The following is a 26866-nucleotide window of genomic DNA, read 5'->3' on the forward strand; positions in this document are numbered from 1 at the left end:
GAACGGCGGGAAGCGGGGCGGGGCGGGGTGTTTTCGGGGGCCGTATTTTCCGGTGCCAATGTGCTCATGCGGCACGCTCCACCCGGCGGGACCCGATGTACCAGCGCAGCACCCGTCCCTTGACGAGCTCGAACCCGATGTTCACCAGGAAGCCGATGGCGCCGAGCAGCAGGATGCCCGCCCACATGTCCGCGGACATGAAGGACTGCTGCGCCAGCAACGTCATGGCCCCGATGCCCTGGGAGGACCCGAGCATCTCCGAGGCGATCATGACGACGAAGCTGACCTGCAGGCTGACCTGCATCCCGGAGAAGATCTGCGGGCCGGCTGCGGGCAGGTACACGCGCAGCATCCGCTCGGCCGGGGTAAGCCGGTAGACCGAGCAGACGTCCTTCAGCGAGCCGTCGATGCCGCGGATCCCGTCCATCGTGGCGATGAGCGTGGGGAAGAACGCGGCCAGCGCGATGTTCGCCACGCGCATCTCCGGGCCGAAGCCGATCAGCGTGATGACGATCGGGATCATCGCCACCGGCGGGATGCCGCGGAAGAAGTGGATGGTCGGCTCGAACATCCAGCGGACGGTCGGGACCATCGCCAGCACGAACCCGACCAGCACGCCGGCCGCGATGCCGATGAGGAACCCTGTGAACAGGTTGCCCATGCTCAGCAGCACGTCGGACTTAAAATGCTCGAAGAGCCACAGGTCCGCGAAGCGCTCCGTGATCCGGCCCAGCGGCGGGAAGAAGGCGTTCGTCGAGTTCTCCGAGAGCGTCCACCAGGCGGCCAGCGCCGCCACCGGGCTCGCGATGCCCAGGATGATGAGCAGCATCTTGTTGTTCGAGAATCCGGTTTTCACAGCGACACCTCCCGGTGTGACGGGTGCCAGTGCAGGGCCTTGGCCTCGGCCCACGAGCTGGTCCAGTGGAAGACGAGTCCCAGCAGGCCCAGCACGAGCACCAGGGCGTAGAGCGTGGAGAAGTTTCCGGCGGCCTGGGCCTGGTAGATCGAGCGGCCCAGGCCCGGGGCGCCGCCCAGCAGCCCGGCCACCACGGCGATGACCAGCGCGGTGGGCGCGGCAACCCGCATGGCGGTGCCGATGAACGGGCTGGCGCTGGGCAGCACGATCCGCGCCTTGATTTCCAGCGGCTTCATGCCGAAGGAGCGGGCCGTGGCCAGCGCGACGGGATCGGTGTCCTGGACGCCGGAGGCCGTCTGCATGACGATGGCCAGCGAGCAGCCGAACGCGACCAGCACGAAGGCCATCGGCCAGGTGGGGCCCAGCACCATGACGGCCAGCGGCAGGATGACGATCGGCGGGATCGGCTTCAGGAACTCGAAGACCGCCAGGGTCAGCGACCGGATCAGCGGCGAGGTGCCGATCAGGACGCCCAGCAGGATCCCCAGCACGGCGCTGAAGACCAGGCCCGCCAGCGCGATGCCGACGGTGACGGACAGCTCGGCCCAGAACTCCCGGGTTCCCAGCAGCGCGGCCAGCTTGCCGGCGGTCGCGAACACCGTGGGAACCGCGGTGCCGAAGACCTGTGCCGCGGCGACGACCTGCCAGACCACCAGCACGACGACGGCGCCGAGGACGCCCAGCAGGGTCCGGGTCTGCCGGGAATCGCGCTTGGGCAGGACCAGCAGGCCGTTGGGCGTGCGGCTACTTGTCACTGAGGATGAGGCTGTCATCGACCTTCACCTCTTTCGGCAGGAACCCGAGCTCGGCCAGGCGGGCGTCGACGCGCTGGATGTCCGCGATCCGGACCTCGGTCGGCCAGAAGGTCAGTGCCGAGTTCTTCAGGACCTCCAGCGGGGTGTCGGTCAGCTTGGCCGCGACCTCCAGGGCCTCGTCGTGGTGCTCGTTCGCGTAGGCGTTGGCCTTGTTGATGGCGCGGGCAAAGGCCTTCAGCTGCTCAGTCTTCTTGGTCGCCGTGGATTCCCCGGCAACGTAGAGGCCGACGGCGCCCTTCTCGAAGAACTCGACGCCGGGCGAGGAAACGACCTTGCCGCCGTCGGCAACGGCCTTGGAGGTGAACGGGGCCACCAGGCCCGCGGCGTCGATGCGGCCCTGCTTCAGGGACTGCACCGCGGAGGAGAAGTCCAGCACGATCCAGTTGATCTTGGACGGGTCCCCGCCGGCCTGCTTGACGGCATTCGAGATGGTGACCTCAAGCTGGGCCTTGCGCGCCGGCACCGAGATGGTCTTGCCCTCCAGCTCGCCGACCGAGGCGATCGGCGAGTCCTTCCCGACGATCAGCGCGGTGTCGTCCACCAGCGTCAGGTCGCTCTTGCCCAGCGCCTCGTCGCTGTAGCCGTCGGCGGCGGCGACGATCTTCAGCGGCACGCCCTGGGACAGGGCGTTGAACATCGGGATCGAGGGGGTGTAGGTCAAGTCCAGCTGGCCGCTCTGGGCCGCGGCGACGCCGGCGGGAGGGTTGGCCACCACCGAGGTTTCGACGGTGAGGCCTTCGTCCTTGAAGTAGCCCTTCGTCTTCGCCAGTTCGATCGCGGCGTCGGAGGTCAGTCCAATGGTGCCCACCTTCAGGGTGGTGCTGCCGCCGGGGGTCGGGGCCGCGGAAGTCTCGTTTCCGGTGCTGCAGGCGGCCATCGACAGGGTCAGCGAGCCCACGGCCAGCAGGGCCATTGAACGTAGGGAAAGTTTCACTTTTGCTCCTGGAGTATTTGCGCCGCAGCGGAGGCGGCGCATGGTGATTTGGTGGGGCGGGCGTTGCGGGAGAACGGTTCGTTCACAACGCCGAATAGACGAGCTTGCCGTTGGAAATCGTGTGGGTTGCCGGGTTGTCCCGAAGTGCGCGGACATCGTCGACAACCGGGTTTTCGAGAATGCACAGGTCGGCGAGGTAGCCGGGGGCAAGGCGCCCCTTGCGGTCCTCCGCGTGGTCCTGCCATGCGGGGTGGATGGTCATCATCTCCAGCGCCTGCCGGAAGTCGACCCGCTCGGGGTCGCCGGGGTTGCCTGGGCCCGCGGTGGTGTCCCGGGTGACGGCCGCGATGACCGATTCCCGCCAGTCCGGCGAGGTCACCGGCGCGTCCGAGGCGATATTGGTCGGCACCCCCGCGTTGAGCAGGGAGGACAGCGGCTGCTGCCCGTCGAAGCGTTCCGCACCCAGGATCTTCTTCATCAGCGCACCGGCCTCCGAACGGATGGCAGGGTTGGTGCTCAGGCCCACGCCGTGGCGTTGGAACCTGCCGATCGTTTCCCGGTCCTTGAATGCTCCGTGGATGACGTAGTGGCGCGCGTCCCTCGGGTTCTTGGCCTGGGCTGCGAGGATGGCGTCGATGGCGGCGTCCGTGGTGGCGTCGCCCGTGGCGTGGATCCCGGCCTGGAATCCCCCGTCGTGGATCCGGGCAATGAGCTTGCGGAGCTCGATTTCCCGCTCGGCATCGGAATCGCCGGCGATGACCATGCTGCCGTGGTTGTGGCCGCAGGGGGTCTCGTAGGGTTCGCTCATCCAGGCGGTGCCGGAACGCGGGATGCCGTCGGCAAAGACCTTGACCCCGGCGATCCGCAGGAGGTCCTCGCTGATGCCGCGACGCCGCAGGCTTCCGGGAAGGTCCCCGGCCAGGCCCACGCGCACGTCGTTTTCGTTGGCCCCGCCGGTGGATGAGAAGAGCAGCAGCACGTTGATCCGGAGGCTTAGTTCCCCGTCGGCCGCGAGGTCCGCCAGCAGCGACAGGCTCCGCGTCGAACTCGACCCGCCAAATAGTCCATCGCCGCCGGGCCCCAGACCGGGTTCGGTCAACGAGGTGATGCCCAGGGAGTGCAGGAGCTGTTGGTGCTTGCGGATGCAGTCCTTGAGTTCGGCATCCCCCAGCTGAGGGACGACCTTGCCGGCGAGTTCGACGGCGGCGTCAACCAGCAGCCCGTTTGCCCGGCCGTCGGCGAAGCTTCCCACGACGCCGTCGGGGTAGCCTCCGGTCCAGGAATCGAGCCCGGCCAGGCGGGCAGCCGTCTCGTTGAGGAGCAGCTGGTGCCCGGTTTGGTCGTAGGCGACCACCGGTGAATCGGTCTGCAGGCCGAACACGTGGTCCGGGCCGCCGCGGCCGAGCACCGCTTCGTCCCAGCCGTGTGCGCGAATCCAGCCGTCGCTCGCCGGAGCGGCATCCTCAAGGATGCGGACGACTTCCGCCCAGCTGCCTGCCACGTGGCTTCCGACCGACAACGTCCCGTGCTCGGAGACCGCCGACTCGACGAAGTGCAGGTGTCCGTCGTTGATTCCGGGGAGCACCGCCCCGCCTCGCGCGTCGATGACCCGGGTCCGGGGTCCGACGAAATCCAGGACTTCCCTGCCGCCGACCGCGGAAATCCGAGGGCCTGTTACGGCAACGGCCGTGGCGTCCGGCGCGGATGCGTCGGCTCCGTGAACCTGTCCGTTCACGATGACAACGTCTGCGGCTTGGTTGGTTCCCGTCATTGATTGTGCTCCCCTTCGTCAAACTGTCGCGCCATAGTGTGATCCAGCTAACTTGCCAAGTAGAGTATGTCGTACGACTTAGTCATTTGACCAGAACTATCGAAAAGTTTCTTTCCGCGACCTTCCGCAAGGATCCGTAGGATGGATTACAAGTTGCACAGGAAGGCATCTCGAAAATGGCACACGTTTCCATAAAAGATCGAAGTCACCAGTTTGTTGAGGCGGCTGCCAGGGTCATTGCGCAAGAGGGAATTGCGGCTGCCACGACACGGCGAATTGCGGCGGAAGCGGACGCCCCGCTGGCGGCATTGCACTACTGCTTCCGCAGCAAGGACGAGCTTCTTGACGAGGTTTACAACTTCCTGAGCCGGGACTACGCCCGCGAATTGGAGCCCATGGAGGAGGGCTTGACCCTGGAGGAATCCGTTCGGGAGCATGCCAAAAGAATTTGGCGCAGAATGCTAAATACCCCTCACGAGCAAGTAACAACTTTTGAGCTTTTGCTTCGCCGCAATCGGATCAAGTCCGAGGGCGAGATGGAACGGGCGATCGAAATCAACCGGTCGATGTACCAGGGCTGGGTAAATTCGACGGTCGCGATTTTCGAGGCCGGCGCACAGGTCTCCGGGATCGCCGATCCACGCGATTTGGACATCATTGCGCGCTCATTCATTGCAAACATCGACGGCATTAGCCTGCAACACCTATCGGATCCCGACGATGAACGCTCGTGGCAGCTGCTTGAGATACTGATCGATTCGATAGTTTTTCAGATACTCAAGCGGAACGCCGTCGGCGAGCAGCCGTAGGACGCGCGGAAAACCCTGCTGAAGTGGGCGCCGTCAGGCAGGCCCCATCGCGCACCGATGGCACCCACCGGAACCTGGACCTGTAGCGGGTCCTCAAGGTCCCGTCGGCAATGCTCGAGTCGCCGGGTGCGGATCCATTCGGCAACGGTGTGCCCGGTGTCGGCGAAGAGCTTGTGCAAACTTCGCAATGACATGAAATGTGCATCGGCAACCACCCCCGGGCTCAGCCTGGCGTCCGAGAGGTGCTCCTCGATGTACGCCTGGATCTGGCGGATTTGGCGCACCTGGTTTCCGTCAACCAGTTCGTTTCGCTCATGGAGCTCGCTGGCCAGCACGGTTCCGAGAATGTCGACCGCGTTGGCCGCCAGGCGCTGGCCGATGGGCCCGCCCATTTGTGGCAACATGTGTGCGATCTGCGTCAGGAACGGAGCCACCGCGCAGCCGATCTGGTTTTGCGATCCAATGCCAACAGCGGTCAGCTCCGCAACGTCGCCGGCGGGAAGCCCCAGAAGGTGGTGCGGAAACATCAGCACCAGCGTCCGGAAATCCTCCTCGAACAGGAGCGTGTAGGGCTGCTGGGTGTCGTAGATGGCAAGCTCGCCGGGGCGCAGAATCGTCTCGCGCCCGCCCTGCAGGAGCATGCCGTGTCCGCTCAATTGCAGGTTCAGCTTGAAATGCGGCGCATCTCCGGCAGCCACCAATTCATCGGTGCGGCGGACCATGTGCGCCGTCGCGGCGACTTCCATGACGCCGACGTTTCCCAGCTGGTTCCCGGCGACGCTGCCCGAAAAGGTGCCCGCACGAACCGGCTCGGAGAGCAGCGGAACGAACGCGCCCGAAACGAGTTCCCTCCATGCGCTAAAGGAATCAACATGCTGCACCTGATACACGAGCGAAGAACCTTTCCCCAATCCGGCCACAACCCTCCGCCGGAACATCGGAAAGGGCAGTGAGTGGCGTCACATTGATGTCAATGTACGCGGAAAATCTCGCAAAGTCACGTTTTTTCTCTGGTTGGAGGTTTTAGAAATTTCCCGGACGGTCAGCCGGACTTCAGCATATGCAGGTGTGCGTCCAACTGCTCCTGAAGCAACTGGGGGCTGTTGAACTTCGCATCCAAAACCGCCACCACCTGCGCACCCATGAGAAAGGTCAGCAGGGATTCGCTTGCGTGCTCAACCCGGATTTCTCGTCGCAACGCGCCACTACCCACACCCTCCGAGATCCAGCGCCTAATGAGCTCCCGCCACTGGGCCATGGCCTCGTCATTGACCTCCGCAAACTCCCGCTCGTGAATGGCCATCTGCCAGAACGGGATCACCACGCGGGCCTCATCCAGTCGGTCCGCATCCAGGGGAAGCACCTCCAGAGCAAAGCTGCGCAGGGCTTCCACCCCTTCCATTCCGCGGGTGGCGTTTTCGATCCTGGCGTTCGTGCGTCCGAAAACGTGGGTGAATGTCGCACGCATCAGGCTGGCCCTCGTGGGGAAGTACGGCTTGAGCGCCCCGTTGGCAAAGCCCGCCTCGGCGGCAACGTCCCTAAGGGTCACCCCGTCGAACCCCCTGCGGGCGATAACCCTCCAGGTAACCTCAACCAACTCGAGGCGACGTGCATCATGGTCAACAATTTTCGGCATGTCGTCCATCCTACGGGCCGTCGCCACAATCGCCGGGCCGCGCACGTCCAACCGTTCAACCCCTTGTAACCAACGTCGAACATGGCTATTCTCTACAAGCAGAGAATATAAACGTGGCGCGCATCACGATCGCTCGTGATGCCCCACCCCCACCAAGCCCTCTCCCGAAAGGCAAGCTCATGACCCTCAGCAACGCCACCGACCAGCACACCGACACCGGTGCCTATGCACTGGCCAGCAGCGAAGAAATCGACGCAGTGCGCGCCGTCCTTTCCGAGAACGGCCACTTCCCGGAATCGGCCCGCGTTGCCTACCTCGGTCTGGAGGATCCGCGTCGCGACGTGGAAGCGGTAGACCGCCGGTTCCGCGTCTTCCTGCTCGATGTTGCCGGGGCCCGCCCCAAGGACGTCGTGGTTTCGGTGACCCACCGACTTGTGGAGAGCGTCGTCGAGCTGGACACCGCCACCAGCGGCGAGCTGCCGGTCCTGGAAGAGGAATTTGAGGTGGTCGAGCAGCTGCTGGCCGATGACCCCCGTTGGCTCGAGGCACTGGCCAAGCGCAACCTGGCGGTCGAAAACGTCCGCGTGGCACCGCTGTCCGCCGGCGTTTTCGAATACCCGGAGGAATCCGGCCGGCGCATCCTGCGCGGCCTGGCGTTCGTGCAGAACCACCCGGAGGATTCAGCCTGGGCCCACCCCGTCGACGGGCTGGTCGGCTACGTGGACGTGTCAAACCGCAGCGTGGACCAGGTCATCGACCTGGGCGTCGTGGACATCCCGGCCGAGCACGGCAACTATACCGACCCGGAACTCACGGGCCCGCTGCGCACCACGCAAAAGCCGATCTCCATCACCCAGCCCGAGGGCCCCAGCTTCAACGTCACCGGCGGCAACCACGTCGAGTGGGAAAAATGGAGCCTGGACGTGGGCTTCGACGTGCGCGAGGGCCTGGTGCTGCACAACATTTCCTTCGAGGACAAGGGCCAGCCGCGGCGCATCCTCAACCGCGCCTCGATCGCCGAAATGGTCGTCCCCTACGGCGACCCCTCCCCCGTGCGCAGCTGGCAGAACTACTTCGACACCGGGGAATACCTGGTGGGCCAGTTCGCCAACTCGCTGGAGCTGGGCTGTGACTGCCTGGGCGAAATCCACTACATGTCCCCCGTGGTCTCCAACGCCCGCGGCGAGGCCCGCACCATCAAGAACGGCATCTGCATGCACGAGGAGGACTGGTCGATCCTGGCCAAGCACTCGGACCTGTGGAGCGGCATCAACTACACCCGACGCAACCGCCGTCTGGTGATTTCGTTCTTCACCACCGTGGGCAACTACGACTACGGCTTCTACTGGTACCTGTACCTCGACGGCACCATCGAATTCGAGGCCAAGGCCACCGGCATCGTGTTCACCAGCGCACACCCGGGCGGCGACTACCCGTACGCCTCGGAAATGGCGCCCGGCCTCGGCGCCCCGTACCACCAGCACCTTTTCGGCGCCCGCCTGGACTTCGCCCTCGACGGCGGCCCGGGCCGCGTCGAGGAAGAGGACGTGGTGCGCGTGCCAACCGGTCCCGAGAACCTGCGCGGCAACGCATTCTCGCGCAAGCGCACCGTCTTCACCCGCGAATCCGAGGCGATCCGCGACGCCGACTCGTCCAAGGGCCGCACGTGGGTGGTGTCCAACCCGGAATCCACCAACCGTCTGGGCCACCCGGTGGGCTACAAGCTCCACCCGGCCGGGCAGCCGACGCTGCTCGCGGACGAGGATTCGTCCATCTACCGCCGTGCGACCTTTGCGTCCAAGGCCCTGTGGGTGACCCCGGCCGCCCAGGACGAGCGCTACCCGACCGGCGACTTCGTGAACCAGCACGCCGGCGGGGCCGGCCTGCCCGAATGGGTCAAGGCCGACCGCGAAATCGACGGCAAGGACCTGGTCGTGTGGCACACCTTCGGGCTGACCCACTTCCCGCGTCCCGAGGACTGGCCGATCATGCCGGTGGACACCATCGGGTTCAAGCTGCGCCCCGAGGGCTTCTTCGACCGCTCGCCGGTCCTCGACGTCCCGGCGCCGGCCACCGGCAAATCCTGCCACAGCTAGGCATTCGCACCATGACAACGATTCACGCGGGCGTCGCGGCAGCGGCGCCCGCGTGGGATCCGCCCGCCGGTTCCGCCGTACCGGCTTCTGCGCTGCCCGCGGCTTCCGGTCGGATCCTGTCCAGGGTCACCACCCTGGCGGCAATTGCCCTTGGCCTTGCCCACGGGTGGATCCTGGTGGTGTTCCCGCATGGCTTGCTTCTGACCATGTTGTTGGCTGCAATGGTCGTCGCGTGCCTGAAATGTGCGCACCGGACGTGGGGCAACCCGCAGGCGCTGCCGGGGTTGCTGGTCATGTCGGCACTCATGGCCATCGTTCACACGTTCATGGCCTTGGGAATCGGCGGCCACCAGCACGCGGGCCACCTGTCGGCGACCGTCGCGACATCCGCCTCCGGCGCCATGCTCGCCATCGCCGCGGCCGAATTGGCACTTGTCATGCTGTGCAGCATCGGCATGCGGCGCACGTCGGCGTCGGGACGCGGTGCCCGCTACCTGGTGTAGTACCGTTCCAAGGTCTTGATCTTCTTGTTCTTCATGTCCTTGGCAATCGCGGTCCCAACGTAGCGGTAATGCCATGGTTCAAAGTCGTATCCCGTGTACTTCTCGGTGCCCTTGGGGTAGCGCATGATGAACCCGTATTTATACGAATACTTGGCCACCCACTTGCCCTCGCGGGTGTCTGCAAAGCACTTGGAGATCACGCACCGGCCGTTTGCCGCACCCACGTCGATAGCCAGTCCGGTCTGGTGTTCGGAGGTCCCCGGACGGGCGGAGACGCGATCGGCCTCCTTGGCACCCAATTTGCGGGAATACGAGGCAAACAGCTCTTTTTGGCGGGCGTAAGAGCGGTAACCCGACACCGCCGTCAGCGAGATGCCGTCTTTCTTGGCGGCCTTGCGCATCTTGGAGAAGGCAGTAACGGCCTCGGGGGTCAGTTGTTTTGAGGTCCCCGGAATGGTCTTCAAGGCCGGCTTGTAGCTCGAGCTCAATTTGTGGTCCTTGTTGACGATGAATCCGAGCTCGTAGCGGGCCGGCGCCTGCAGGGTTGGCTTCGACGTGTCCGTGGGCTTTTTCGGCATGAGCTTCACGGACTTGCTTGAGACGTACCCCGCCTTGTCCTTGTAGGCGATCTTGTACCAGCCGGACTTCGGAGCCTGCGTCGATTTGAGTACGGTTCCCTTCGGGATTCGCAATAGCACCTTGGCCTTGTTTGAGCCCTTGGCACGAAGCTTCGCGTCCGACGTGGTCTTGAGTCGCGTGCCCGCAATCCTGGCCGTCTGGGCCGGTGTTTGAATCGACGCACCCGCACCGGCGAGCGGGAGCATGGCATGGGCACTTACCGGGCCTGTTGCCGCGATGCCCGCAGCCATCGCGAGGCTCGCCGCGATCGACAACACGCCGAGGAAACCGGATTTCTTCTCGTATGTCTTCACACTTGCCTGCTTCCCGATCTTGGCTGTCTACGCATCGAGGATATTTCCCAGAAATTCAATTCACCATACATCCCGACTGAACGCTCATCATTCCCTGACCTCCCGGGACAGGGAACGGAGAAGTGAATGTCCTGAACGAGCGTTGTCCTTGCACCCGGCGGTTTTGTCCGCCGCTTGGAGCTAGTACATCCCGGAAACCGGCAATCCGCCCGACGTTTGCCCGTCGACCGGCTTCGGCGGCCTTCCGCCAGGCAACATTGTGCCGCTGATACCATGGATGGCAATCACTCACAGGAAACCCGAAGGATGGAAATGCACCCCGACGATAAGAAATTCGTGTACAAGGGGCTATCCGTCATCTACAAGCACCGGCGTTCACTGCAGGATCGCCGCCACCTTCTGGTGATTTTTTCCGGGGGATTCGGCCCCAGAAGGGGCTATGACCTCAACGGCTCGGTGGTGGACGGGATCCGCGCGGACATTCTCTGGATTCGCGACAACTTCGACGGAGACTTTTCCTACTACATCCGCACCGGCAAGCGTGGTGCGCTGGTGGCCGAGGCCGTGGCTGCCCTCATTGAAAAGATCCGGCTCGAACGCGGACTGGAAAAGCACCACTGCACTTTCATTGGCATTTCCAAGGGCGGCACGGGAGCGCTTTACCACGCCTTGGCAAATGACTACCCGAATGTCATCACGGTGTCACCGCGCATGAGAATCGGCAGTGGCAACAGAGAACTCAGGCCCAACGTCCTCAAGCACCTGATCGGGGAAGACACCGACGCTGGCGTGGAGGAACTGGACAGCATACTGCCCACCCTGCTGGCGAACGACCCCAACAGGGCCCGCAACATCTACCTGTTTACCTCCCCGTCCGACGGGCAGTACGAGACAGAGATCCTCCCTTTCCTCAGCGACTACGAGCGCTACGAGAATTTCAACTACATCCTGACCGAGACGCCCCTCGTGGCGCGGCACCGGGACGTCGCCCCCTACAACATTCCCCTGTTGCTGGCCACCATTGCGGCCCTCGGCGAAGGCGCGGTGCCCCACTATGGACTGGTGCGCAACGGCCTTGAGACCTTCACGTCGTCGGTGCCGGTTCCGTCGCTCGAAACCGTCCGCGAACGGCAGGAAACAGTCTGCAAGATGACGTCGCTCGCCCTTCGGAACGGCCGGTTCTTCCCCGAAGGCGTACTCTTCGTCAAGGGCCAGAGCACCAAGGGCACCGGGCAGATCTCCCGGAAGCTGGTCCTCGCGTCCGGCGTCCACCGGCGGAGCTACAGCTTGAAAAGCATGCCCGATGACAAGCTCAGCCGCACGTACTTCGAGAACGAGTTCTGCAATTACTCCAACGGCAAGTTCGGCACCGTTCGGCAGGAAGGCATCGACCTCGCGAAGCTCGATGCCGGGCGGCATGAACTCCGCCTGGAACTTGAACACAACGGCATTTCCGTCTCCGTTGAGTCCGTTCCGTCCTACCCCTTTGAAGCGTCCCTCGCGATGGGCAAGCACCTCGTGCGCCTGCATTCGACGGGGACGTCCGTGGCATTGCACAAGGGTTCGATCCTGCCCGGGCGTCTGCCAGGAAGCCAGTTCAAGCCGGGCCAGGCCAAGGCCAACGGCAACAAGGTGCATGTGGAGGGCAGGTATGTGTTGCCGGGTGTCCGGACCCCCCAGCGCGGGACCGTTGGCTACTACTTGGTCTTGACCAAGGCCGGGACCCACACACCGGTTGCCTCGTACCCACTCGTGACGAGCCCGAAGAAGTTCCAGGGCGGCGCTGACGGCGACCCGTTGGGCGACTACGGGTTCACATGCTTCAACACGCCTTCCGGCGAGGGCATCTCCTTGGATGGCACCGCTCCCGGCAAATACGACGTGCATGTCACCGCTTCGGCGGGCAGCATCGCTTCATCGCATGCATTGGGCCTGCGCCTGACGGTCACCGGGGCTGGTGACGCAATCGAGTGCTCGCTTCGATCCGCCATGCCGGTCCCCGGAGGCAAGGTAGCCGCAGCATGGGCGGCCCACCACCGGCCGCGCTTGGCTCGCAGGGTCCGCAGGAACCTGGGACGCATCAAACGCCGCCTCCTTGCCACAAAGCCCTGACACCGTGACCACCGGCAGGCCCGAAGCCCGTTGAACCGGGACTGCCGGAGCGCCCGGGCGTCGAAGACGACCGCATCGCGGGACTTTGGCCGGCGGGTTTTCGAAGCCGGATACCTCAACCCCGAGACTTGCCCGAGCCCTTGCCCAGGCGAACCGTGATCCCGTCGATCAGCAGGCCCATGGCAAACCGATAGTTCTCGTCGTCCTGCACCTCGGCCATGACCCCGACGGATGCCACCGCCAACGGGTAATCCGCCCGTGGCACCTTCGCATAGCTCGCCACCCAGGCGCGGTCGTCTTCGGTGGATTTTTCACCCAGTAGAAGCAACCCCGCACTGAACCCCGTCCACGCCAACATGAAGTCGGCGCAGGCGCGATGGATCAACGCGGCCTCCCGCAGTTCGAATCCAGCCAGCTTCAGGACGGCAAGCATGGCTTCGACGAACTTCATCTCGCCCTCCTGGCGGGTCACCCGCAGGGCCGCCAGCGTCGCCACCGATGGGTAGCGCAGGAAGCTGGCTCTGGCCCGCAGCAGGAGTTCTTCAAGCGAAAGCTCCCAAAACGGCCCCTGCTCGTAGCCTTCCATGCCCATGTCCAGCACTTGGTCGGCGAGCGCCAAGAGGAGTTCGTCCTTGTCGGCAAAGTGCCGGTACAACGCGGTGGGATCGGCCCCCAGTTCCTTGCCGATCTTGCGGAACGAGAGCGTATCGGTGGCCGTGCCGGCGGCCAGATGCAGGCATGCCTCGAGAATGTTCTCCCGATTCAGCCCCTGTGCACGGCGACGCGGCTTGGGCGCCGAAGCATTGTCAGTGTTGTTCCCCATGGCTGTTTCCGGCTCCTTGACCCCTCGAAAATGTCAACACTGTTGACTTTAAGGCGATACTGCGATTTTATGAACTGGAACACACTTTACCCCGCGGTATTTTTTGAGAGGGCGCTCGTGAACGACACCTGGCTTTTCCATTCAGGAACCATCTTCGATGGAGCCGCGGTCATGGATCCAGGAAGCGCCGTCGCGGTGCGCGACGGACGGGTCATCGCCGTCGGCAAGGAATCCAGGATCCGCGCAATCCTGCCGCATCCCGATCACGACATTGCCCTCGGATCAAGGGCCCTGACACCCGGTTTCACCGATGCCCATGTGCACAACATCATGGGCGGGATCGAATCCCTGGCCTGCGACCTGTCCAGCGCCGAGGGCATTGACGAGGTGTCCGAGCTTATCGGCACCTACGCGGCTGGATGCGAGGATGCCTGGATCACCGGTGGCGGATGGTCGATGAGCGATTTCCCCGGCGGCAGCCCCACAGCCGAACTTTTGGATTCGCTGGTGCCGGACCGCCCCGCCTACCTGCTCAACCGCGACCACCACGGTGCCTGGGTCAACAGCGCCGCCCTGCGATTGGCCGGCATCACCGCACACACGCCGGACCCCGCCGACGGACGCATCGAACGCGATGCCTCGGGCAACCCCGCCGGCACCCTGCACGAGGGCGCCATGGACCTCGTCACCCCGTTCATACCGGCGCCCGATGCGGCAACCCTCCGCGCCGGCCTGCTGGCCGGACAGGCCTACCTGCACTCATTTGGCGTCACCGGATGGCAGGAGGCAATCCTTGGCTCCTACGCAGGCTACTCCGATGTTTCCCCCGCCTACCGCGCCCTCTATGCCGATGGACTGGCCACCGGGCAGGCCTCAGGCGCACTGTGGGTGCCGCGGGAAACCACGCTGGAGGACATCCCGGCGCTCGTCGAAGACTTCCTGGCCCGCCGGTCCGAAAACGCGGCCGCCGGGTTCCGAACCACCACGGCCAAGATCATGGTCGACGGGATTGCCGAGAACCAGACCGCCGCGATGCTCGAGCCCTACCTGCGGACCTGCGACTGCGCCCCCGGCTCCCCCGGGAACAACGGCCTGCAATACCTGGACCGCGACGTGCTCACGGCCGTTGCCGTGGCCCTCGATGCCGCGGGGTTCGACCTCCACCTGCACGTCATCGGCGATGCCGCGGCCCGCTTGGCCCTCGACGCCATCGAGGCGGCCCGCACCACCAACGGAGACACCGGCGGACGCCACCACCTGGCGCACCTGCAAATCATCCATCCCGACGACGTGCCGCGCTTCGGCGCACTGGGGCTGAGCATCAACGCCCAGGCACTGTGGGCCTGCAACGACGACCAGATGGTCGAACTGACCAACCCGATCCTCGGCGCCGAACGCCTCGGGTGGCAGTACCCGTTCCGTTCGCTCATCGATTCCGGGGCACACCTTGTCATGGGCTCGGACTGGCCGGTCTCCACCCCCAACCCGTGGGAGGCCATCCACGTGGCGGTCAACCGCACCCACCCCGACCACCCGGACGCCGAACCCCTCGTCGCGGACCAGGCCATCACGCTGCTGCAGGCCATGCGCGCCTACACGCAGGGCAGCGCCTGGATCAACCGCGACCACGAGGGCGGCCGGATCCGCCCCGGGGGCCGCGCCGACCTGGTCCTGCTGGATTCCGATCCCTTCGACCTTGCTTCCGACGACTTGCACGCTGTGGGGGTGGAACTCACCCTCGCCGCAGGGCGCGCAGTGTACGAACGCGCCGCCATGAGCGCCTAGGGCCACCGGTTCCCCGATTCCGCACCCGCCGCATTTTGCACACGAACATCGCGTTCACATCATTCATGCAAGGAATTTCCATGAGCACCCCCTCAAACGGCACGCCCCTGTCCTTCGACGTCATCGAAGCCAACATCCCCGACTCCGTCATCGATGCCGCGCTGGCCGGCACCGACCACTCGCCCTACTGGCTTCAGCACCCGGACCGACCCGCAGCACTCCCTGCACTCGAGGGCCCCATCTCCACCGACCTGTTGGTGGTCGGCGGAGGCTACACCGGCCTGTGGACCGCACTGCAGGCCAAGGAGTCCGACCCTGCCCGCGAGGTCGTTCTCATCGATGCCGAGACCATCGGCTGGGCCGCCTCCGGCCGCAACGGCGGGTTCTGCGAGGCTTCCCTGGTCCACGGCGAATCCAACGGCGAAACCCACCTGCCCAAGGAAAACGCCAGGCTCACCGAGCTCGGCGCGGAGAACCTTGCCGGCATCACCGAGACGATCCGCAAGTACAACATCGACTGCGACCTCTGGGAAACCGGCGTGCTGAACGTCGCCACCGAAAAGTACCAGGTCGAATGGCTCAAGGAGGAGGCCGAGGCCAACCCCGGGTTGCCCATGCTGGATGCCGACGAGATCAAGACCCACATCAACTCCCCGATCTTCGAGGGCGGAAACTGGGACAAGGAATCCGCGGTCCTGGTGCACCCGGCCAAGCTGGCCTGGGGCCTGCGCCGCGCCTGCCTGGACCTCGGGGTGAGGATCTTCGAGCACACCAGGGGCACCGAGCTCACCGCCACCAATACGGCCGTCACCGTCTCCACCGGTGCCGGGACCATCACCGCACGGCGCGTGGCCCTAGCCACCAACGTCTTCCCGTCGCTGCTCAAGCGCCACCGCCTGCACACCATCCCGGTGTACGACTACGCGCTGATGACCGAACCCCTCACCGAGGCCCAGCGCGAGGCCATCGGCTGGCACAACAACACCGGCCTGGCGGACATGAACAACCGCTTCCATTACTCGCGCCCGACCATCGACGAGAACGGCGGCTGGCGCATCCTCTTCGGCGGGTACGACGCCGTCTACCACTACGGCCGCGAGGTCAAGCCGCAGTACGACCACCACGAGGCCACCTACCGCAAGCTCGCCGCGCACTTCGTCGGCATCTTCCCGCAACTGGAGGGCATCAAGTTCTCGCATGCCTGGGGCGGCGCCATCGACACCTGCAGCCGCTTCTTCGCCTTCTTCGACACCTCGCACGGGGGCCGCGTCGCCTACTGCGCCGGGTTCACCGGGCTCGGCGTCGGCGCCACCCGCTTCGGCGCCCGCGTCATGCTCGACCTGCTCTCGGGCAAAAAGACCGAGCTCACCGAGCTGGAAATGGTCAAGAAGAAGCCGATCCCGTTCCCGCCGGAACCGGTGGCCTGGCTCGGCGTGAAGCTGATGACCAACGGACTGGTCAAGGCCGACCGCAACGAGGGCAAGCGCGGGCCGTTCCTGAAGGTCATGGACGCCGTGGGAATGGGGTTCGACTCGTGAGCGCCAAACCGTTGCCCCACCTGCGCGGCGGCGAGGCGCTGCGCATCAACCTCGTGCCGCTGGAACACGAACCTGTCCCGGCCGACCAGGCTGCCGCGGCGTCGACCAGCACGGCAGTCCTTGGCCTGGGCACCCTGGGCGACACGGAGTTCGGGATCTGGGAAATGAGCGCCGGATCCATGTACGACGTGGAGGCCGAGGAAATCTTCATCGTCACCGCGGGCCAGGGCACCGTGGTCATCGACGAGTTCGAGGGCCGCCCCGCACATTCGGCCCTACTGGTCCCGGGCACCGTCATGCGGCTGAGCGCCGGCATGCACACCACCTGGACCGTCACCGAACCGCTGCGCAAGATCTACTTCACCCCCACAGAGAACACCGGGAGCAATTCATGAGCACCACCACCCAGGGCCACCAGTACATCAACGGCGAGTACCGCGTCGGACGCGGGCCGGCCGCCGAGCGCGTCAACCCCGCCACCGGCCAGGTCGCCCAGACGCTCGACTTCGCCTCCGTTGCCGATGTCGAGGATGCCGTCGCCGCGGCCTCCGCCGCCTTCAAGACCTGGTCCCGGCTGACCCCGGGTGCCCGCGCCGACCACCTGCTGGCCTTCGCCGCGGAGCTCGGCACCCGCGCCGCCGACCTTGCAGCCATGGAAACCGAGCAGACCGGCAAGTCCACCCGCATGTCCCGCGAGTTCGACGTGCCCGGCACCATCGACAACGTGAACTTCTTCGCCGGCGCCGCACGCCACCTGCAGGGCCAGGCCGCCGGCGACTACGCGGGCAACTCCACCTCGATGATCCGCCGCGAGGCCATCGGCGTCATCGGCTCGATCGCCCCGTGGAACTACCCGCTGCAGATGGCAGCCTGGAAGATCCTTCCGGCCATCGCCGCCGGCAACACGATCGTGCTCAAGCCCAGCGAGCTGACCCCGGGCACCACCCTGCTCTTCGCCGAGGCCGCCACCGCCGCCGGCATCCCGGCCGGCGTCATCAACGTTGTCGTCGGCACCGGCCGCGAGATCGGCGAGGCCCTGGTCCGCCACCCGCAGGTCGTCATGAGCTCCTTCACCGGCTCCACCCAGGTCGGGCGCCGGATCATGGAAATGGCCGCCGAAACCGGCAAGCGCGTCCACCTCGAACTCGGCGGCAAGGCACCGCTGGTGGTCTTCGGGGACGCCGACGTGGAGGCGGCCGCCCACGGCGCCGTCGCCGGCTCCACCATCAACGGCGGCCAGGACTGCACCGCGGCAACCCGTGCGTACGTGCACTCCTCGCTGTTCGACCAATTCACCACCCGCGTCGCCGAACTCATGGATGCCATGGTCGTCGGGGATCCCACCGACGAAAACACCGACATGGGCTCGCTGATCTCCTACCAGCACCGCGACAAGGTCGCCAGCATGGTCGAACGCGCCAAGGACGCCGGCGCCACCGCGCTCTCCGGCGGCTTCGCCCCCGACCTGCCGGGCGCCTTCTACCGCCCCACGCTGATCACCGGCGCCACCCAGGACAGCGAAATCGTGCAGGACGAGATCTTCGGCCCCGTTCTGGTCGCGCTTCCCTTCGAGACCGACGACGAGGCCATCGAGCTGGCCAACGACACCCCCTACGGCCTGGCCGCCTCGGCCTGGACCAACAACGTGAACCTCGCCCTGCGCGCCGCCGCGGAGATCCAGGCCGGCTGCGTGTGGGTCAACGAGCACATCCCGATCGTCTCGGAAATGCCGCACGGCGGCTACAAGGCCTCGGGCTTCGGCAAGGACATGAGCAGCTACTCCTTCGAGGAATACACCAACGTCAAGCACGTGCTCATCTCCCACGACACCGACACCCACAAGGAATGGCAGGACACCGTCTTCAAGCAGCGCTAAACACCGATCGACATTGATGCCCCCGGGCCGGAGAGCGCTCCGGTCCGGGGGCATCCCTGGCTCGAGCCGGGCTTCCCCTTCATCGCCCCCACGAGCCAACATCATGCTTAATGAGAATCATTAGCCCAACTTCGGTAGACTTCCCAAGGAACACGCGGGCAGCAAATCGAACGGGGCTGAATCACTTTCATGGGCGGGCATCACCACGGCGACGTACTTGTGGATCCACGACGGCGGCGGCGCGCCAACCTCATCCTCTGGATCCTGCTGGCCCCGGTGGGGATCGCGGCACTACTGGGCACCATCCTGCTGTGGCCGACGGGCGACCGCACACCCTTCCTCGAGAACCCCTACGGCGCGGGCCCGGGCGTCGCCATGGCCACCGGGACCGTCACCCGGACGCTGACGGAAACCTGCCCGTCATCCGAGGGCCTCGAGGACGTGGGGGGCAAGGAACTCCAGTGCGAAATCTCCTACGTGGCCCCGGACGGCGCCGGGAAAACGTTCGCCCTTGAGGTACCGCCGGAAACCACCCAGTCGCGGCCCCTGAAGCCCGGGGACCACATCAAATACCTCGACCTCTCGGAGGTCTCCGACGGCTCCTCGGCCCCCTACGTCTTTGTCGACTTCGTCCGCACGGTGCCGCTCGCGATCCTGGCCCTGGCCTACGCGCTGGTCGTTTGCCTGGTCGCCCGCTGGCGGGGCCTGCGTGCACTGCTTGGCCTGGCGGGCGGGCTGGTTTTCATCGTCGGCTTCATGATCCCGGCACTGCTCGAGGGCAAGTCCCCCATGCTCGTCGGGCTCGTCGGATCCACGGTTGTCATGTTCGCCGCCCTGTATTTTGCCCACGGCTTTTCCGCCCGGACCTCCACCGCGCTGCTGGGGACGCTCTTCGGCCTGGGCGTCACGGCGACCATCGCCAGTTGGGCCACCGACGCCGCGTCCCTCACGGGAGCCACAGACGACGCGGCCCTCACGCTCAACACCGTGGCCCCGAGCCTCAACCTTTCCGGACTCCTGCTTTGCGGCCTGCTGATCGCGGGGCTCGGGGTGCTCAACGACGTCACGATCACCCAGTCCTCCGCGATCTGGGAACTGGCGGAGATCGCCCCGCACTCCACGGCGCGGCAGCTGTTCACCTCCGGCATGCGCATCGGCCGGGACCACATCGCCTCGACCGTCTACACCATCGCCTTCGCCTACGCGGGTGCGGCGCTGCCCATCCTGGTCCTGGTCAGCCTCTACGACCGCCCCCTACTGGACACGCTCAGCACCGGGGAAATGGCCGAGGAAATCATTCGCATCCTGGTCGGATCCATCGGGCTGGTGCTGGCAATCCCCGTCACCACGGCCATCGCCGTGGTGGTGGTCAAGGCGACGGGCAACGGAGACCCCGCCAAGCGCTCGGGTCGACGCGCACGCCGGAATCCCCCGCACATCGAGGAGCAGCCACGCGGCCCGGAAGCGCACGCCACCGGCCTACAACACCAACATTAATGCTAATGATTCTTATTTAAGTTACAGTGGGGGATCTCGACACTTTCAACGCGTTCCGAAAGGACCCACTCCCCTCATGACTCGAACACTTGGCCTGGCCGCCACGGCACTGGCAGGCATCCTGGCGCTTGCCGCCTGCGGAAACACCGCCCAGGCGCAATCCTCCGCCGAGGATTCCCGCATCCAGGTGCTCAGCAGCACGACCGTCTACGCAAATCTCGCCGGGGAAGTCGGAGGAGACCTGGTGGACAGCACTTCCATCATCGACTCCCCATCCCAGGACCCGCACTCTTACGAAGCCACTGCTCGCGACAAGCTAGCCGTTTCCAAGGCCCAGCTCGTCATCGGCAACGGCGGCGGCTACGACCAGTTCCTCGACAGCCTGGCCCAGGACCTACACCTTCCCGAGCAGTCGGTGCTCCACGCGGTGGACCACTCACCGGTCCCCGCAGAGAGTCCCGACCACGAGGCCACGGAGCATGACGCGCATGAGCATGAGCATGAGCATGAGGACGATGCCCACTCCGGCCACGCGCACGCAAACTTCAACGAACACGTTTGGTACGACCTGGATTCCATGCGGGAGCTCGTCCCGGAAATAGCGGACAGGCTTTCAACGATCCGCCCCGAAAGCCGGGCCGCATTCGAGGCCAACGCAGCAACGCTGGACAAGGAACTGACGGGACTCGAATCCAGCGCCAAGACCCTGCATGGCGAAGTCCAGGGCAGGCACTTTGCGATGACCGAGCCCGTGCCCTACCACCTGCTGGAGGATCTCGGCATGGAGGACCTGACCCCGGCCGGTTTCAGCGAGGCCATCGAGGGCGGTGCTGAAGTTTCACCTCAGGCCCTGAAGAAGATGACGGACCTGCTGGCTGCGGGAAAAATCGACGTGCTGGCCTACAACACCCAAACCGCCAGCCCGCAGACCGAACGCATCCGCGATTTCGCCGTGAAGCAGAACGTGCCGGTCGTTGACTTCTCCGAGACGCTTCCGCCCAACACCCGATACGTCGACTGGATGGCCGGCAACCTGAAGTCCATCGAAACCGGCATCAAGTAGCGCCCACACGGCAGCGGTGGAGGTCCCTGTTCCGGGGCCTCCACCGCTGCTTGGGTACTTCCCAAATCACTCCGCCGGGCGCGCCTCGCCCGTGGGCCAACGCAGCAACGCCGCGATGCCAACCCCCTCGGGCAGGACACCTTCCGGTACATAGCGGATCGTTGCGTCCGTCAACGCCGTGGCACGCAGGAGGACCTCCGGCGCCGGCCACGAACCGATGACCAACTCGGCATGTTCATCCGAACCCTCACCGGTGAGCCACGGCTCGGAAGTCAACGCAACCAGGGATTCATCATCCTGGAACTGGTTGACCAGCACCGTGCTTGCCTGTGCATTCTGCAAGGCGGCGACAACCTCGTCGAAACCAACCGCGAGATCGGACCTGCCATTGCCGGTGCGATTGCCAATCTTGTCGGCCAATTCCTTCAGCTCGCGGTCGACCACCTCGTTCACGTGCTCGGCCACCGCCGCCGCAAAGACAGCCTGGTCGGCACCCCCGGTTCGGGTGTGCTGGTCCAACGTCGCGGTGATCGCCTTGTTTGCCGGGGCCATTTGGCTGACAACCAGTTCGCAGGCCTTCACGTCTCCGGCGAGCACAATCAACTTCACATAGTTTTCGCGGGCCAGCTCATCGATTTGCTTGGCCAGTTCATCGGCATTCCGCCGCCAAATCTCTTCGGTGGCCGACCTGTTCTTTGGCTCGTCGTAGCGGCCCGGCACCTTGCGGGCGTGGTGCGCCTCTTCGGGATCGCCGATGACCCCGCGGCGGTCGCCCACCTCTTGGATTGACGAGTGGTAGAGGCGGACTTCGCCGCCGTCCCGGCTGGCCTCGGCCACCAGATACGGGAATTGGCCTCCCCTGGCCCGGGCCAGTGCCACGAGATTCGGGAAGGGTCCGCAATCGACGTCGGGGTCCTGGATCTTGAGGCCCTGGATGAGTTCGTCGACGACGACTTCCCCGTTGTTGACGGCCACGAAGCGCGCGACCGGTGCTGGACAACCGCTGGCAGGCACCAGAGCCGCCCTGATGGCACTGATATCCGCTTCGGAGGCCTGTTGCGAGGCAAGGATTTTGCTGACGGTTTCCGGAAGTTCATCCGCCGCTTCATGCGCGGCGGTGGTTCCTAGAGAAGCGTCGAAAAGGGCCGTACACCATTGGCCCTCTCGACGGTAGAGCGAGGCGTCGATTCCTGTGGAACCTGCGCGTGATGCCATGGGGGAACTCCTTCCCACGCGGTGTTTGCCGCATGCCGATTCGATCCGTCTGCCCACCGTAGCACCGGAGCACACGTTGCCGAAAGGGTCTGTCGGAAACGCTTTCGTATGGGTAATATGGTGCGGTTTCGCGGGCCCCGAGGGATTTTTGGGGCCCGCGAAACCGCACCCATCCGGCACACCCACGGGCTTGTCGCAGGGACCTAAATGCCCAGGATGCTGGTGGCGATCAGGAAGTAGATGACCAGGCCAGTGGCATCGACGAACGTCGAGATGAACGGGTTGGAAAACACCGCCGGATCCGCCTTGACGGCCTTCCCGAGCAGCGGCATCAGCCCGCCGATGCTTGCGGCCATGGTGCACACGCCGAGCAGAGTCAGCCCGATGACCAGCCCGATCGGCACGGAAAATGCCAGTGCGGCGATCGTGAATCCCAGGGATCCCAGGAGCAGGCCCAACAGGGCACCGACGCGCACCTCGCGGGCAAAGACCTTGAACACGTCCTTGGGCCGGACATCCCCCAACGCCAAGGCGCGGGTGATCGTTGTTGCCGCCTGGTTGCCGGTGTTGCCACCCGTGCCGATCAGCAGCGGAATGAACAGCGAAAGCACCACCTGCTCTTCCAGCGTCGCCTGGAAGGCCCCGATCACCTGCACGGTGAGCGTCGCGCCGAGGGCCAGCACCAGCAGCCACACCACGCGGGCCCGTACGATGCTGCGCACCGGCGTTGCAAGATACGGCCGGCGAAGCGGTTCGCTGCCGCCGGCGCGGGCGGCGTCTTCGCTCTCGGCATCCTCAAGGATCTGCAGCGCGTCGTCCACCGTGAGGATGCCGACCAGCCGATCCTCGGCATCCACGATCGGCAGCACCAACACCTTGGCGTCCGCGCAGTAGCGCGCGGCCTCCTCCGCGTCCTGAGTCGCCGGGACACTCAGCGGGCTTTTCATGATCCCGGAGACGAACACGTCGGGCTCGGCCCGCAGCACGTCGCGCAACGACACAACCCCGACCAGATGGCGACCGACGTCGGTGACGGGAATCGTGTAGACGCTTTCGGCGTCATCGAGCTGGGCGCGCACGCGGGCCAGGGTCTCCCCTACCGTCAGCTCGGGGTGGGTGATCACGAACTCGGGGCTCATGTAGCGGCCGACCGCACCCTGGGGGTAGCCGAGCACCGTGGAGGTAAGCGCACGATCCTTCTCGCTCAGTCCGAGGATCAGGCGGTTGGCCACGGAAGCCGGCAATTCATCCATCAACGCAACGCGGTCATCGGGGCTCAGACCCGCGAACACCTCGGCGACTTCGGAATCCTGCAAGCCCGCAACCAGGTCGGCCTGCAGTGCGGCATCCAGGCGCTCGAAGACCTCGATGGCGCGGCCCTTTGGCAGCGTGCGGTAGGCCAGCGCACGCTCGATGGTGTTGAGGCGTTCGAGCTGTTCGAGCGTTTCGGTTACGTCAAGGGGCTTCAACACCCGTGAAACGTCCGCCACGTTGTTGGCCCCGAGTGCCTTGACCAACAGTTCGGCGCTTTCGTCGAACGAGATGGTGGGAGATTTGATCATGTTCCGGTTCCCTCCGGCTTAGGCACACGCGGGAATACGCGGGGGTTGCCGCGGCGTGTGCAAAAAATGAGTGTGGTGTGGATGCAATACCGCAACCGCACGAACTCATCGCCGGGAATGGGGAATACCAGGTTCTCCGGAAGATTTTCCGGGTTCACCGCCATGGCAGGAAATTGCCACTGGCCGATCTCAAGGTCTTCGGGTGTGTACCGAAAACCGCCTAGGCTCGGTGAAAGGATGGTTCCCGCGGGCTCAGGCGAGGCTCGCGCGGTGCGGTAGATCGACTATGTCCGTCGTCCATGCGAGCGGTCACCTCCATCCCTTCTAGGGTCTCATCGGGGCGGATCGACTGCATGCCAATGGCGGCACGCGAAATTCGATCCCTAGGGTCATCCTAAGCGCAAAACCCCCGGAGTTGCCAAAATCGTGCCCGGCGACACTCGGCTTGTCCGTCCGGAACCGGCGTTCAACGTCAGCTGGTGGGAACCCAGAACCTCATGGTGCGTTCCTCGCCGATCTGGACGACGTTTTCCAACATCCCCCCGTTCGCCTCGATGGTGCGCGCCGATGCGGTGTTCTTCTCGCCGCAGGTGACAAGCGCTTTCTCGATGCCGCGCTGCGCCAGCTGTTCCAGCGACAGGCGGAGGATCTCGGTCGCATAGCCGCGGCGCCGGTAGGCAGGGCGCACCCCGTAACCGATGTGGCCGCCGACCAGCAGCAAATGGTCGTTGAGCTCAAAGCGGATGCAGGTGCGCCCCACCAGTTCTCCATCGACAAAGGCGCCCCACAGCGCGGAGGGGACCCATCCCTCGGGAATCCCCAGGCCCTGTTCGTGGGCGTTGAGCTGGTCGAGGTACTCGTCGAAGCCCCGGCGGAAGGAGTAGCCCAGCAGGAAATCGAAGTCGTCGGCATCCAGTTCGGCGCGCGCCAGCAGGGCTTCGTCGCGGTCTTCGTTTTCGAAAGGTCTGATGATGAGCATGCTTGGAAGATTACCAGTGCGGGCCATGTGGATCCGGCGATGCGGGCCCGGTCCGCCGCACGAAAATGCCGCCCGGGCCTTGGGCCGGGCGGCATCACGTGGTTCGCCGACTACTCGGACAGGGTCATGCGTGCCGGGCGGATCAGCATTCGATGACGTTGACGGCCAGGCCGCCCATCGCGGTTTCCTTGTACTTGGAGCTCATGTCCTTGCCGGTCTCACGCATGGTGATGATGACCTCGTCGAGGGTCACGTGGTGCTGGCCATCGCCCATCAGGGCCATCTTCGCGGCGTTGATGGCCTTGGAGGCGGCGATGGCGTTGCGCTCGATGCAGGGGATCTGCACGAGTCCGCCGATCGGGTCGCAGGTGAGGCCAAGGTTGTGCTCCATGGCGATCTCCGCGGCGTTTTCCACCTGATCGACGGTGCCGCCGAGGATTTCGGCGAGCCCGCCGGCGGCCATCGAGGAGGCCGAACCGACCTCGCCCTGGCAGCCGACCTCGGCGCCCGAGATCGAGGCCTGCTCCTTGTAGAGCACGCCGATGGCGGCCGCCGTGAGCAGGAAGCGGACGATGACGTCCTCGCGCTCCTCCTGGTTCCAGTACTTGGCGCCCGGCGCGTAGTGGGTGGCGTAGAACATGACGGCCGGGATGATGCCCGCGGCGCCGTTGGTGGGGGCGGTGACCACGCGGCCGCCGGAGGCGTTTTCCTCGTTGACGGCCAGGGCGACCAGGTTCACCCATTCCTGCCAGAACACGGGATCGCGGTCCTTGTCCTCCTTGGCCAGGCGCTTGTGCCATTCGGGGGCGCGGCGGCGCACCTTCAGCCCGCCGGGCAGCACGCCCTCGCGCTCCAGCGAGGCATCCTTGCAGTCCTCCATGACCTGCCAGATGTGCAGCAGGCCGGCGCGGATTTCTTCCTTGGAGCGGTGGACTTCCTCGTTCGCGGCCATGACCCCGGCGATCGAAAGCCCGGTGGTGGCGCAGTGGTCCAGCAGCTCGGCTGCGGTGCGGAACGGGTACGGCTGGGAGTTGATGGCCTGCTCGAAGTTTGCGGCGAGCTTTTCCTCGGCGCCCTCGCGCACGATGAAGCCGCCGCCCACCGAGTAGTAGGTTTCCTCGCACAGCGTGTTGCCGTCGGCATCCAGGGCCGCGAGCTTCATGCCGTTGGTGTGGCGGGGAAGCACGGTCAGCGGGTGCTGGATCATGTCGGCAACGGAGAACTCGAGTTCCTTGCCCGCGCCCAGCGCCCTGCACAGCTGCAGCTTGCCGCTGGATTCCATTTCCTCCAGGCGCTCGTCAACCTCCGAAGGCAGGATCTTCTCGGGTTCAAACCCCTCGAGCCCGAGCATGATGGCCGTGAAGGTTCCGTGTCCGCGGCCGGTTGCGGCCAACGAGCCGTAGACGTCAACGCGCAGCGAGGCGGTGTCGGCGATGAATTCCTCGCGCACCAGCTTTGCGGAAAAGGCGTAGGCGGCGCGCATGGGGCCGACCGTGTGCGAGGACGAGGGCCCGATGCCGACGGTGAAAAGATCAAAGACGCTGATAGCCATGAGATGACTTCCTTCATGAGGTACTGCCGAGGGGGCGGTCGGATGGGAGATGGATCGGTGCGCATGTGATGCGTACCACGACCGTTTGTAAAAACACTGCGAGTCCGGGATCTTGTGAATCCCGGACTCGCAGCGATGCAACTGGCGGCCTGGGATTAGGCCAGTTTTGCCAGCTCCGGGTACAGCGGGTGTGCGTTGGCCAGGGCGTGCACGCGGTCCTTCAGGGCCGCGAGGGCCGCCGCGTTGTTTTCCTCGGTGCCGGCGATGAGGGTCTCGGCGATGATGTCCGCGACCTCCACGAAGGCGGCCTCGGAGAAGCCGCGGGTGGCCAGTGCCGGGGTGCCGATGCGCAGGCCGGAGGTGACCATCGGCGGGCGCGGGTCAAACGGCACCGCGTTGCGGTTCACCGTGATCTCCACCTTCGCCAACAGGTCCTCGCCCTGCTGGCCGTC

At 65.3% G+C, this 26866-nt stretch carries 22 protein-coding genes and 1 pseudogene; 10 read left to right on the forward strand and 13 right to left on the reverse strand.

The window, feature by feature from the left end:
• Positions 1-64: 64 nt before the first annotated feature.
• The 4 genes from ACFY5D_RS08060 to ACFY5D_RS08075 form a co-directional block, all read right to left on the reverse strand.
• Positions 65-856, reverse strand: coding sequence for an ABC transporter permease (locus ACFY5D_RS08060; protein WP_387527433.1), 792 nt, complete (start codon positions 854-856; stop codon positions 65-67).
• On the reverse strand, positions 853-1671 hold the full coding sequence (locus ACFY5D_RS08065; protein ID WP_387527436.1) for an ABC transporter permease: 819 nt from the start codon (positions 1669-1671) through the stop codon (positions 853-855). Before ACFY5D_RS08065 ends, ACFY5D_RS08060 begins: the two co-directional genes overlap by 4 nt.
• The gene (locus ACFY5D_RS08070) at positions 1661-2665 is read right to left on the reverse strand and encodes an ABC transporter substrate-binding protein (protein WP_387527439.1); all 1005 of its coding nucleotides are present in this window, start codon (positions 2663-2665) and stop codon (positions 1661-1663) included. Before ACFY5D_RS08070 ends, ACFY5D_RS08065 begins: the two co-directional genes overlap by 11 nt.
• 82 nt (positions 2666-2747) lie before the next feature.
• Positions 2748-4436 carry an amidohydrolase gene (locus ACFY5D_RS08075; protein ID WP_387527442.1) on the reverse strand — a complete coding sequence of 563 codons (1689 nt, stop codon included), beginning with the start codon at positions 4434-4436 and terminating at the stop codon, positions 2748-2750.
• Positions 4437-4612: 176 nt separating this feature from the next.
• Here ACFY5D_RS08075 and ACFY5D_RS08080 point away from each other — a divergent pair, with 176 nt between their 5' ends.
• Positions 4613-5245 carry a TetR/AcrR family transcriptional regulator gene (locus ACFY5D_RS08080; RefSeq protein WP_387527445.1) on the forward strand — a complete coding sequence of 211 codons (633 nt, stop codon included), beginning with the start codon at positions 4613-4615 and terminating at the stop codon, positions 5243-5245.
• Here the strand turns inward: ACFY5D_RS08080 and ACFY5D_RS08085 are convergent.
• Together ACFY5D_RS08085 and ACFY5D_RS08090 are read right to left on the reverse strand one after the other, a co-directional pair.
• Positions 5206-6135, reverse strand: a complete 930-nt coding sequence (locus ACFY5D_RS08085; protein ID WP_387527448.1) for a helix-turn-helix domain-containing protein — start codon at positions 6133-6135, stop codon at positions 5206-5208. The two genes, ACFY5D_RS08080 and ACFY5D_RS08085, sit on opposite strands and share 40 nt — an antisense overlap.
• A 152-nt stretch (positions 6136-6287) precedes the next feature.
• On the reverse strand, positions 6288-6890 hold the full coding sequence (locus ACFY5D_RS08090; RefSeq protein WP_387527451.1) for a TetR/AcrR family transcriptional regulator: 603 nt from the start codon (positions 6888-6890) through the stop codon (positions 6288-6290).
• A gap of 170 nt (positions 6891-7060) precedes the next feature.
• On the opposite strand from ACFY5D_RS08090, the gene ACFY5D_RS08095 reads away from it, so the two are divergent.
• Together ACFY5D_RS08095 and ACFY5D_RS08100 are read left to right on the forward strand one after the other, a co-directional pair.
• Positions 7061-8977: a primary-amine oxidase gene (locus ACFY5D_RS08095; protein ID WP_387527454.1), complete on the forward strand. Its 1917-nt coding sequence runs from the start codon at positions 7061-7063 to the stop codon at positions 8975-8977.
• Between the two features lie 11 nt (positions 8978-8988).
• Entirely contained in the window at positions 8989-9480 is a 492-nt protein-coding gene (locus tag ACFY5D_RS08100) for a hypothetical protein (protein ID WP_387527457.1), read from the forward strand.
• On the opposite strand, the gene ACFY5D_RS08105 is transcribed toward ACFY5D_RS08100, so the two are convergent.
• Positions 9468-10412, reverse strand: coding sequence for a D-alanyl-D-alanine carboxypeptidase family protein (locus ACFY5D_RS08105; RefSeq protein ID WP_387527460.1), 945 nt, complete (start codon positions 10410-10412; stop codon positions 9468-9470). The genes ACFY5D_RS08100 and ACFY5D_RS08105 overlap by 13 nt on opposite strands.
• A 312-nt stretch (positions 10413-10724) precedes the next feature.
• Here ACFY5D_RS08105 and ACFY5D_RS08110 point away from each other — a divergent pair, with 312 nt between their 5' ends.
• Positions 10725-12524, forward strand: coding sequence for a hypothetical protein (locus tag ACFY5D_RS08110; protein WP_387527463.1), 1800 nt, complete (start codon positions 10725-10727; stop codon positions 12522-12524).
• A 115-nt stretch (positions 12525-12639) separates the two neighbouring features.
• On the opposite strand, the gene ACFY5D_RS08115 is transcribed toward ACFY5D_RS08110, so the two are convergent.
• Positions 12640-13347 carry a TetR/AcrR family transcriptional regulator C-terminal domain-containing protein gene (locus ACFY5D_RS08115; RefSeq protein WP_387527466.1) on the reverse strand — a complete coding sequence of 236 codons (708 nt, stop codon included), beginning with the start codon at positions 13345-13347 and terminating at the stop codon, positions 12640-12642.
• A gap of 171 nt (positions 13348-13518) precedes the next feature.
• Here ACFY5D_RS08115 and ACFY5D_RS08120 point away from each other — a divergent pair, with 171 nt between their 5' ends.
• From ACFY5D_RS08120 to ACFY5D_RS08145, 6 genes are all read left to right on the forward strand, one after another.
• On the forward strand, positions 13519-15132 hold the full coding sequence (locus ACFY5D_RS08120; RefSeq protein ID WP_387527469.1) for an amidohydrolase: 1614 nt from the start codon (positions 13519-13521) through the stop codon (positions 15130-15132).
• Positions 15133-15212: 80 nt separating this feature from the next.
• Positions 15213-16670: an NAD(P)/FAD-dependent oxidoreductase gene (locus ACFY5D_RS08125; protein ID WP_387527471.1), complete on the forward strand. Its 1458-nt coding sequence runs from the start codon at positions 15213-15215 to the stop codon at positions 16668-16670.
• Positions 16667-17065: a cupin domain-containing protein gene (locus tag ACFY5D_RS08130; RefSeq protein WP_387527474.1), complete on the forward strand. Its 399-nt coding sequence runs from the start codon at positions 16667-16669 to the stop codon at positions 17063-17065. Before ACFY5D_RS08125 ends, ACFY5D_RS08130 begins: the two co-directional genes overlap by 4 nt.
• Positions 17062-18546 carry a gamma-aminobutyraldehyde dehydrogenase gene (locus ACFY5D_RS08135; protein WP_387527477.1) on the forward strand — a complete coding sequence of 495 codons (1485 nt, stop codon included), beginning with the start codon at positions 17062-17064 and terminating at the stop codon, positions 18544-18546. Before ACFY5D_RS08130 ends, ACFY5D_RS08135 begins: the two co-directional genes overlap by 4 nt.
• A gap of 189 nt (positions 18547-18735) precedes the next feature.
• Positions 18736-20043: a YibE/F family protein gene (locus ACFY5D_RS08140; RefSeq protein WP_387527480.1), complete on the forward strand. Its 1308-nt coding sequence runs from the start codon at positions 18736-18738 to the stop codon at positions 20041-20043.
• Between the two features lie 76 nt (positions 20044-20119).
• Positions 20120-21106: a metal ABC transporter solute-binding protein, Zn/Mn family gene (locus ACFY5D_RS08145; protein ID WP_387527483.1), complete on the forward strand. Its 987-nt coding sequence runs from the start codon at positions 20120-20122 to the stop codon at positions 21104-21106.
• 66 nt (positions 21107-21172) lie between these two features.
• Here ACFY5D_RS08145 and ACFY5D_RS08150 read toward each other — a convergent pair whose 3' ends face one another.
• The 5 genes and pseudogenes from ACFY5D_RS08150 to ACFY5D_RS08170 form a co-directional block, all read right to left on the reverse strand.
• A complete protein-coding gene (locus ACFY5D_RS08150; protein ID WP_387527486.1) occupies positions 21173-22321 on the reverse strand; it encodes a hypothetical protein in 1149 nt (382 codons plus the stop codon).
• Positions 22322-22524: 203 nt separating this feature from the next.
• On the reverse strand, positions 22525-23883 hold the full coding sequence (gene mgtE, locus ACFY5D_RS08155) for a magnesium transporter (protein WP_387527489.1): 1359 nt from the start codon (positions 23881-23883) through the stop codon (positions 22525-22527).
• A gap of 472 nt (positions 23884-24355) precedes the next feature.
• Complete coding sequence (locus ACFY5D_RS08160) at positions 24356-24862, reverse strand: GNAT family N-acetyltransferase (protein ID WP_387527490.1); 507 nt, start codon at positions 24860-24862, stop codon at positions 24356-24358.
• A 142-nt stretch (positions 24863-25004) separates the two neighbouring features.
• Positions 25005-26414, reverse strand: a complete 1410-nt coding sequence (locus ACFY5D_RS08165; protein ID WP_387527492.1) for an L-serine ammonia-lyase — start codon at positions 26412-26414, stop codon at positions 25005-25007.
• Positions 26415-26569: 155 nt separating this feature from the next.
• Positions 26570-26866, reverse strand: a pseudogene (locus ACFY5D_RS08170) (serine hydroxymethyltransferase); the annotation flags it as partial.

This window comes from Paeniglutamicibacter sp. NPDC012692 (assembly GCF_042901625.1).
In the GTDB taxonomy this organism is placed as follows: domain Bacteria; phylum Actinomycetota; class Actinomycetes; order Actinomycetales; family Micrococcaceae; genus Paeniglutamicibacter.

Excerpts from the sequence above, each read along its gene's own strand:
- ACFY5D_RS08080 (WP_387527445.1), top strand. The coding sequence starts at position 4,613 with ATGGCACACGTTTCCATAAAAGATCGAAGTCACCAGTTTGTTGAGGCG.
- ACFY5D_RS08075 (WP_387527442.1), bottom strand. The coding sequence starts at position 4,436 with ATGACGGGAACCAACCAAGCCGCAGACGTTGTCATCGTGAACGGACAG.
- ACFY5D_RS08095 (WP_387527454.1), top strand. The coding sequence starts at position 7,061 with ATGACCCTCAGCAACGCCACCGACCAGCACACCGACACCGGTGCCTAT.
- ACFY5D_RS08090 (WP_387527451.1), bottom strand. The coding sequence starts at position 6,890 with ATGGACGACATGCCGAAAATTGTTGACCATGATGCACGTCGCCTCGAG.
- ACFY5D_RS08110 (WP_387527463.1), top strand. The coding sequence starts at position 10,725 with ATGCACCCCGACGATAAGAAATTCGTGTACAAGGGGCTATCCGTCATC.
- ACFY5D_RS08150 (WP_387527486.1), bottom strand. The coding sequence starts at position 22,321 with ATGGCATCACGCGCAGGTTCCACAGGAATCGACGCCTCGCTCTACCGT.
- ACFY5D_RS08125 (WP_387527471.1), top strand. The coding sequence starts at position 15,213 with ATGAGCACCCCCTCAAACGGCACGCCCCTGTCCTTCGACGTCATCGAA.
- mgtE (WP_387527489.1), bottom strand. The coding sequence starts at position 23,883 with ATGATCAAATCTCCCACCATCTCGTTCGACGAAAGCGCCGAACTGTTG.
- ACFY5D_RS08160 (WP_387527490.1), bottom strand. The coding sequence starts at position 24,862 with ATGCTCATCATCAGACCTTTCGAAAACGAAGACCGCGACGAAGCCCTG.
- ACFY5D_RS08100 (WP_387527457.1), top strand. The coding sequence starts at position 8,989 with ATGACAACGATTCACGCGGGCGTCGCGGCAGCGGCGCCCGCGTGGGAT.
- ACFY5D_RS08135 (WP_387527477.1), top strand. The coding sequence starts at position 17,062 with ATGAGCACCACCACCCAGGGCCACCAGTACATCAACGGCGAGTACCGC.
- ACFY5D_RS08145 (WP_387527483.1), top strand. The coding sequence starts at position 20,120 with ATGACTCGAACACTTGGCCTGGCCGCCACGGCACTGGCAGGCATCCTG.
- ACFY5D_RS08140 (WP_387527480.1), top strand. The coding sequence starts at position 18,736 with ATGGGCGGGCATCACCACGGCGACGTACTTGTGGATCCACGACGGCGG.
- ACFY5D_RS08165 (WP_387527492.1), bottom strand. The coding sequence starts at position 26,414 with ATGGCTATCAGCGTCTTTGATCTTTTCACCGTCGGCATCGGGCCCTCG.
- ACFY5D_RS08120 (WP_387527469.1), top strand. The coding sequence starts at position 13,519 with ATGGATCCAGGAAGCGCCGTCGCGGTGCGCGACGGACGGGTCATCGCC.
- ACFY5D_RS08115 (WP_387527466.1), bottom strand. The coding sequence starts at position 13,347 with ATGGGGAACAACACTGACAATGCTTCGGCGCCCAAGCCGCGTCGCCGT.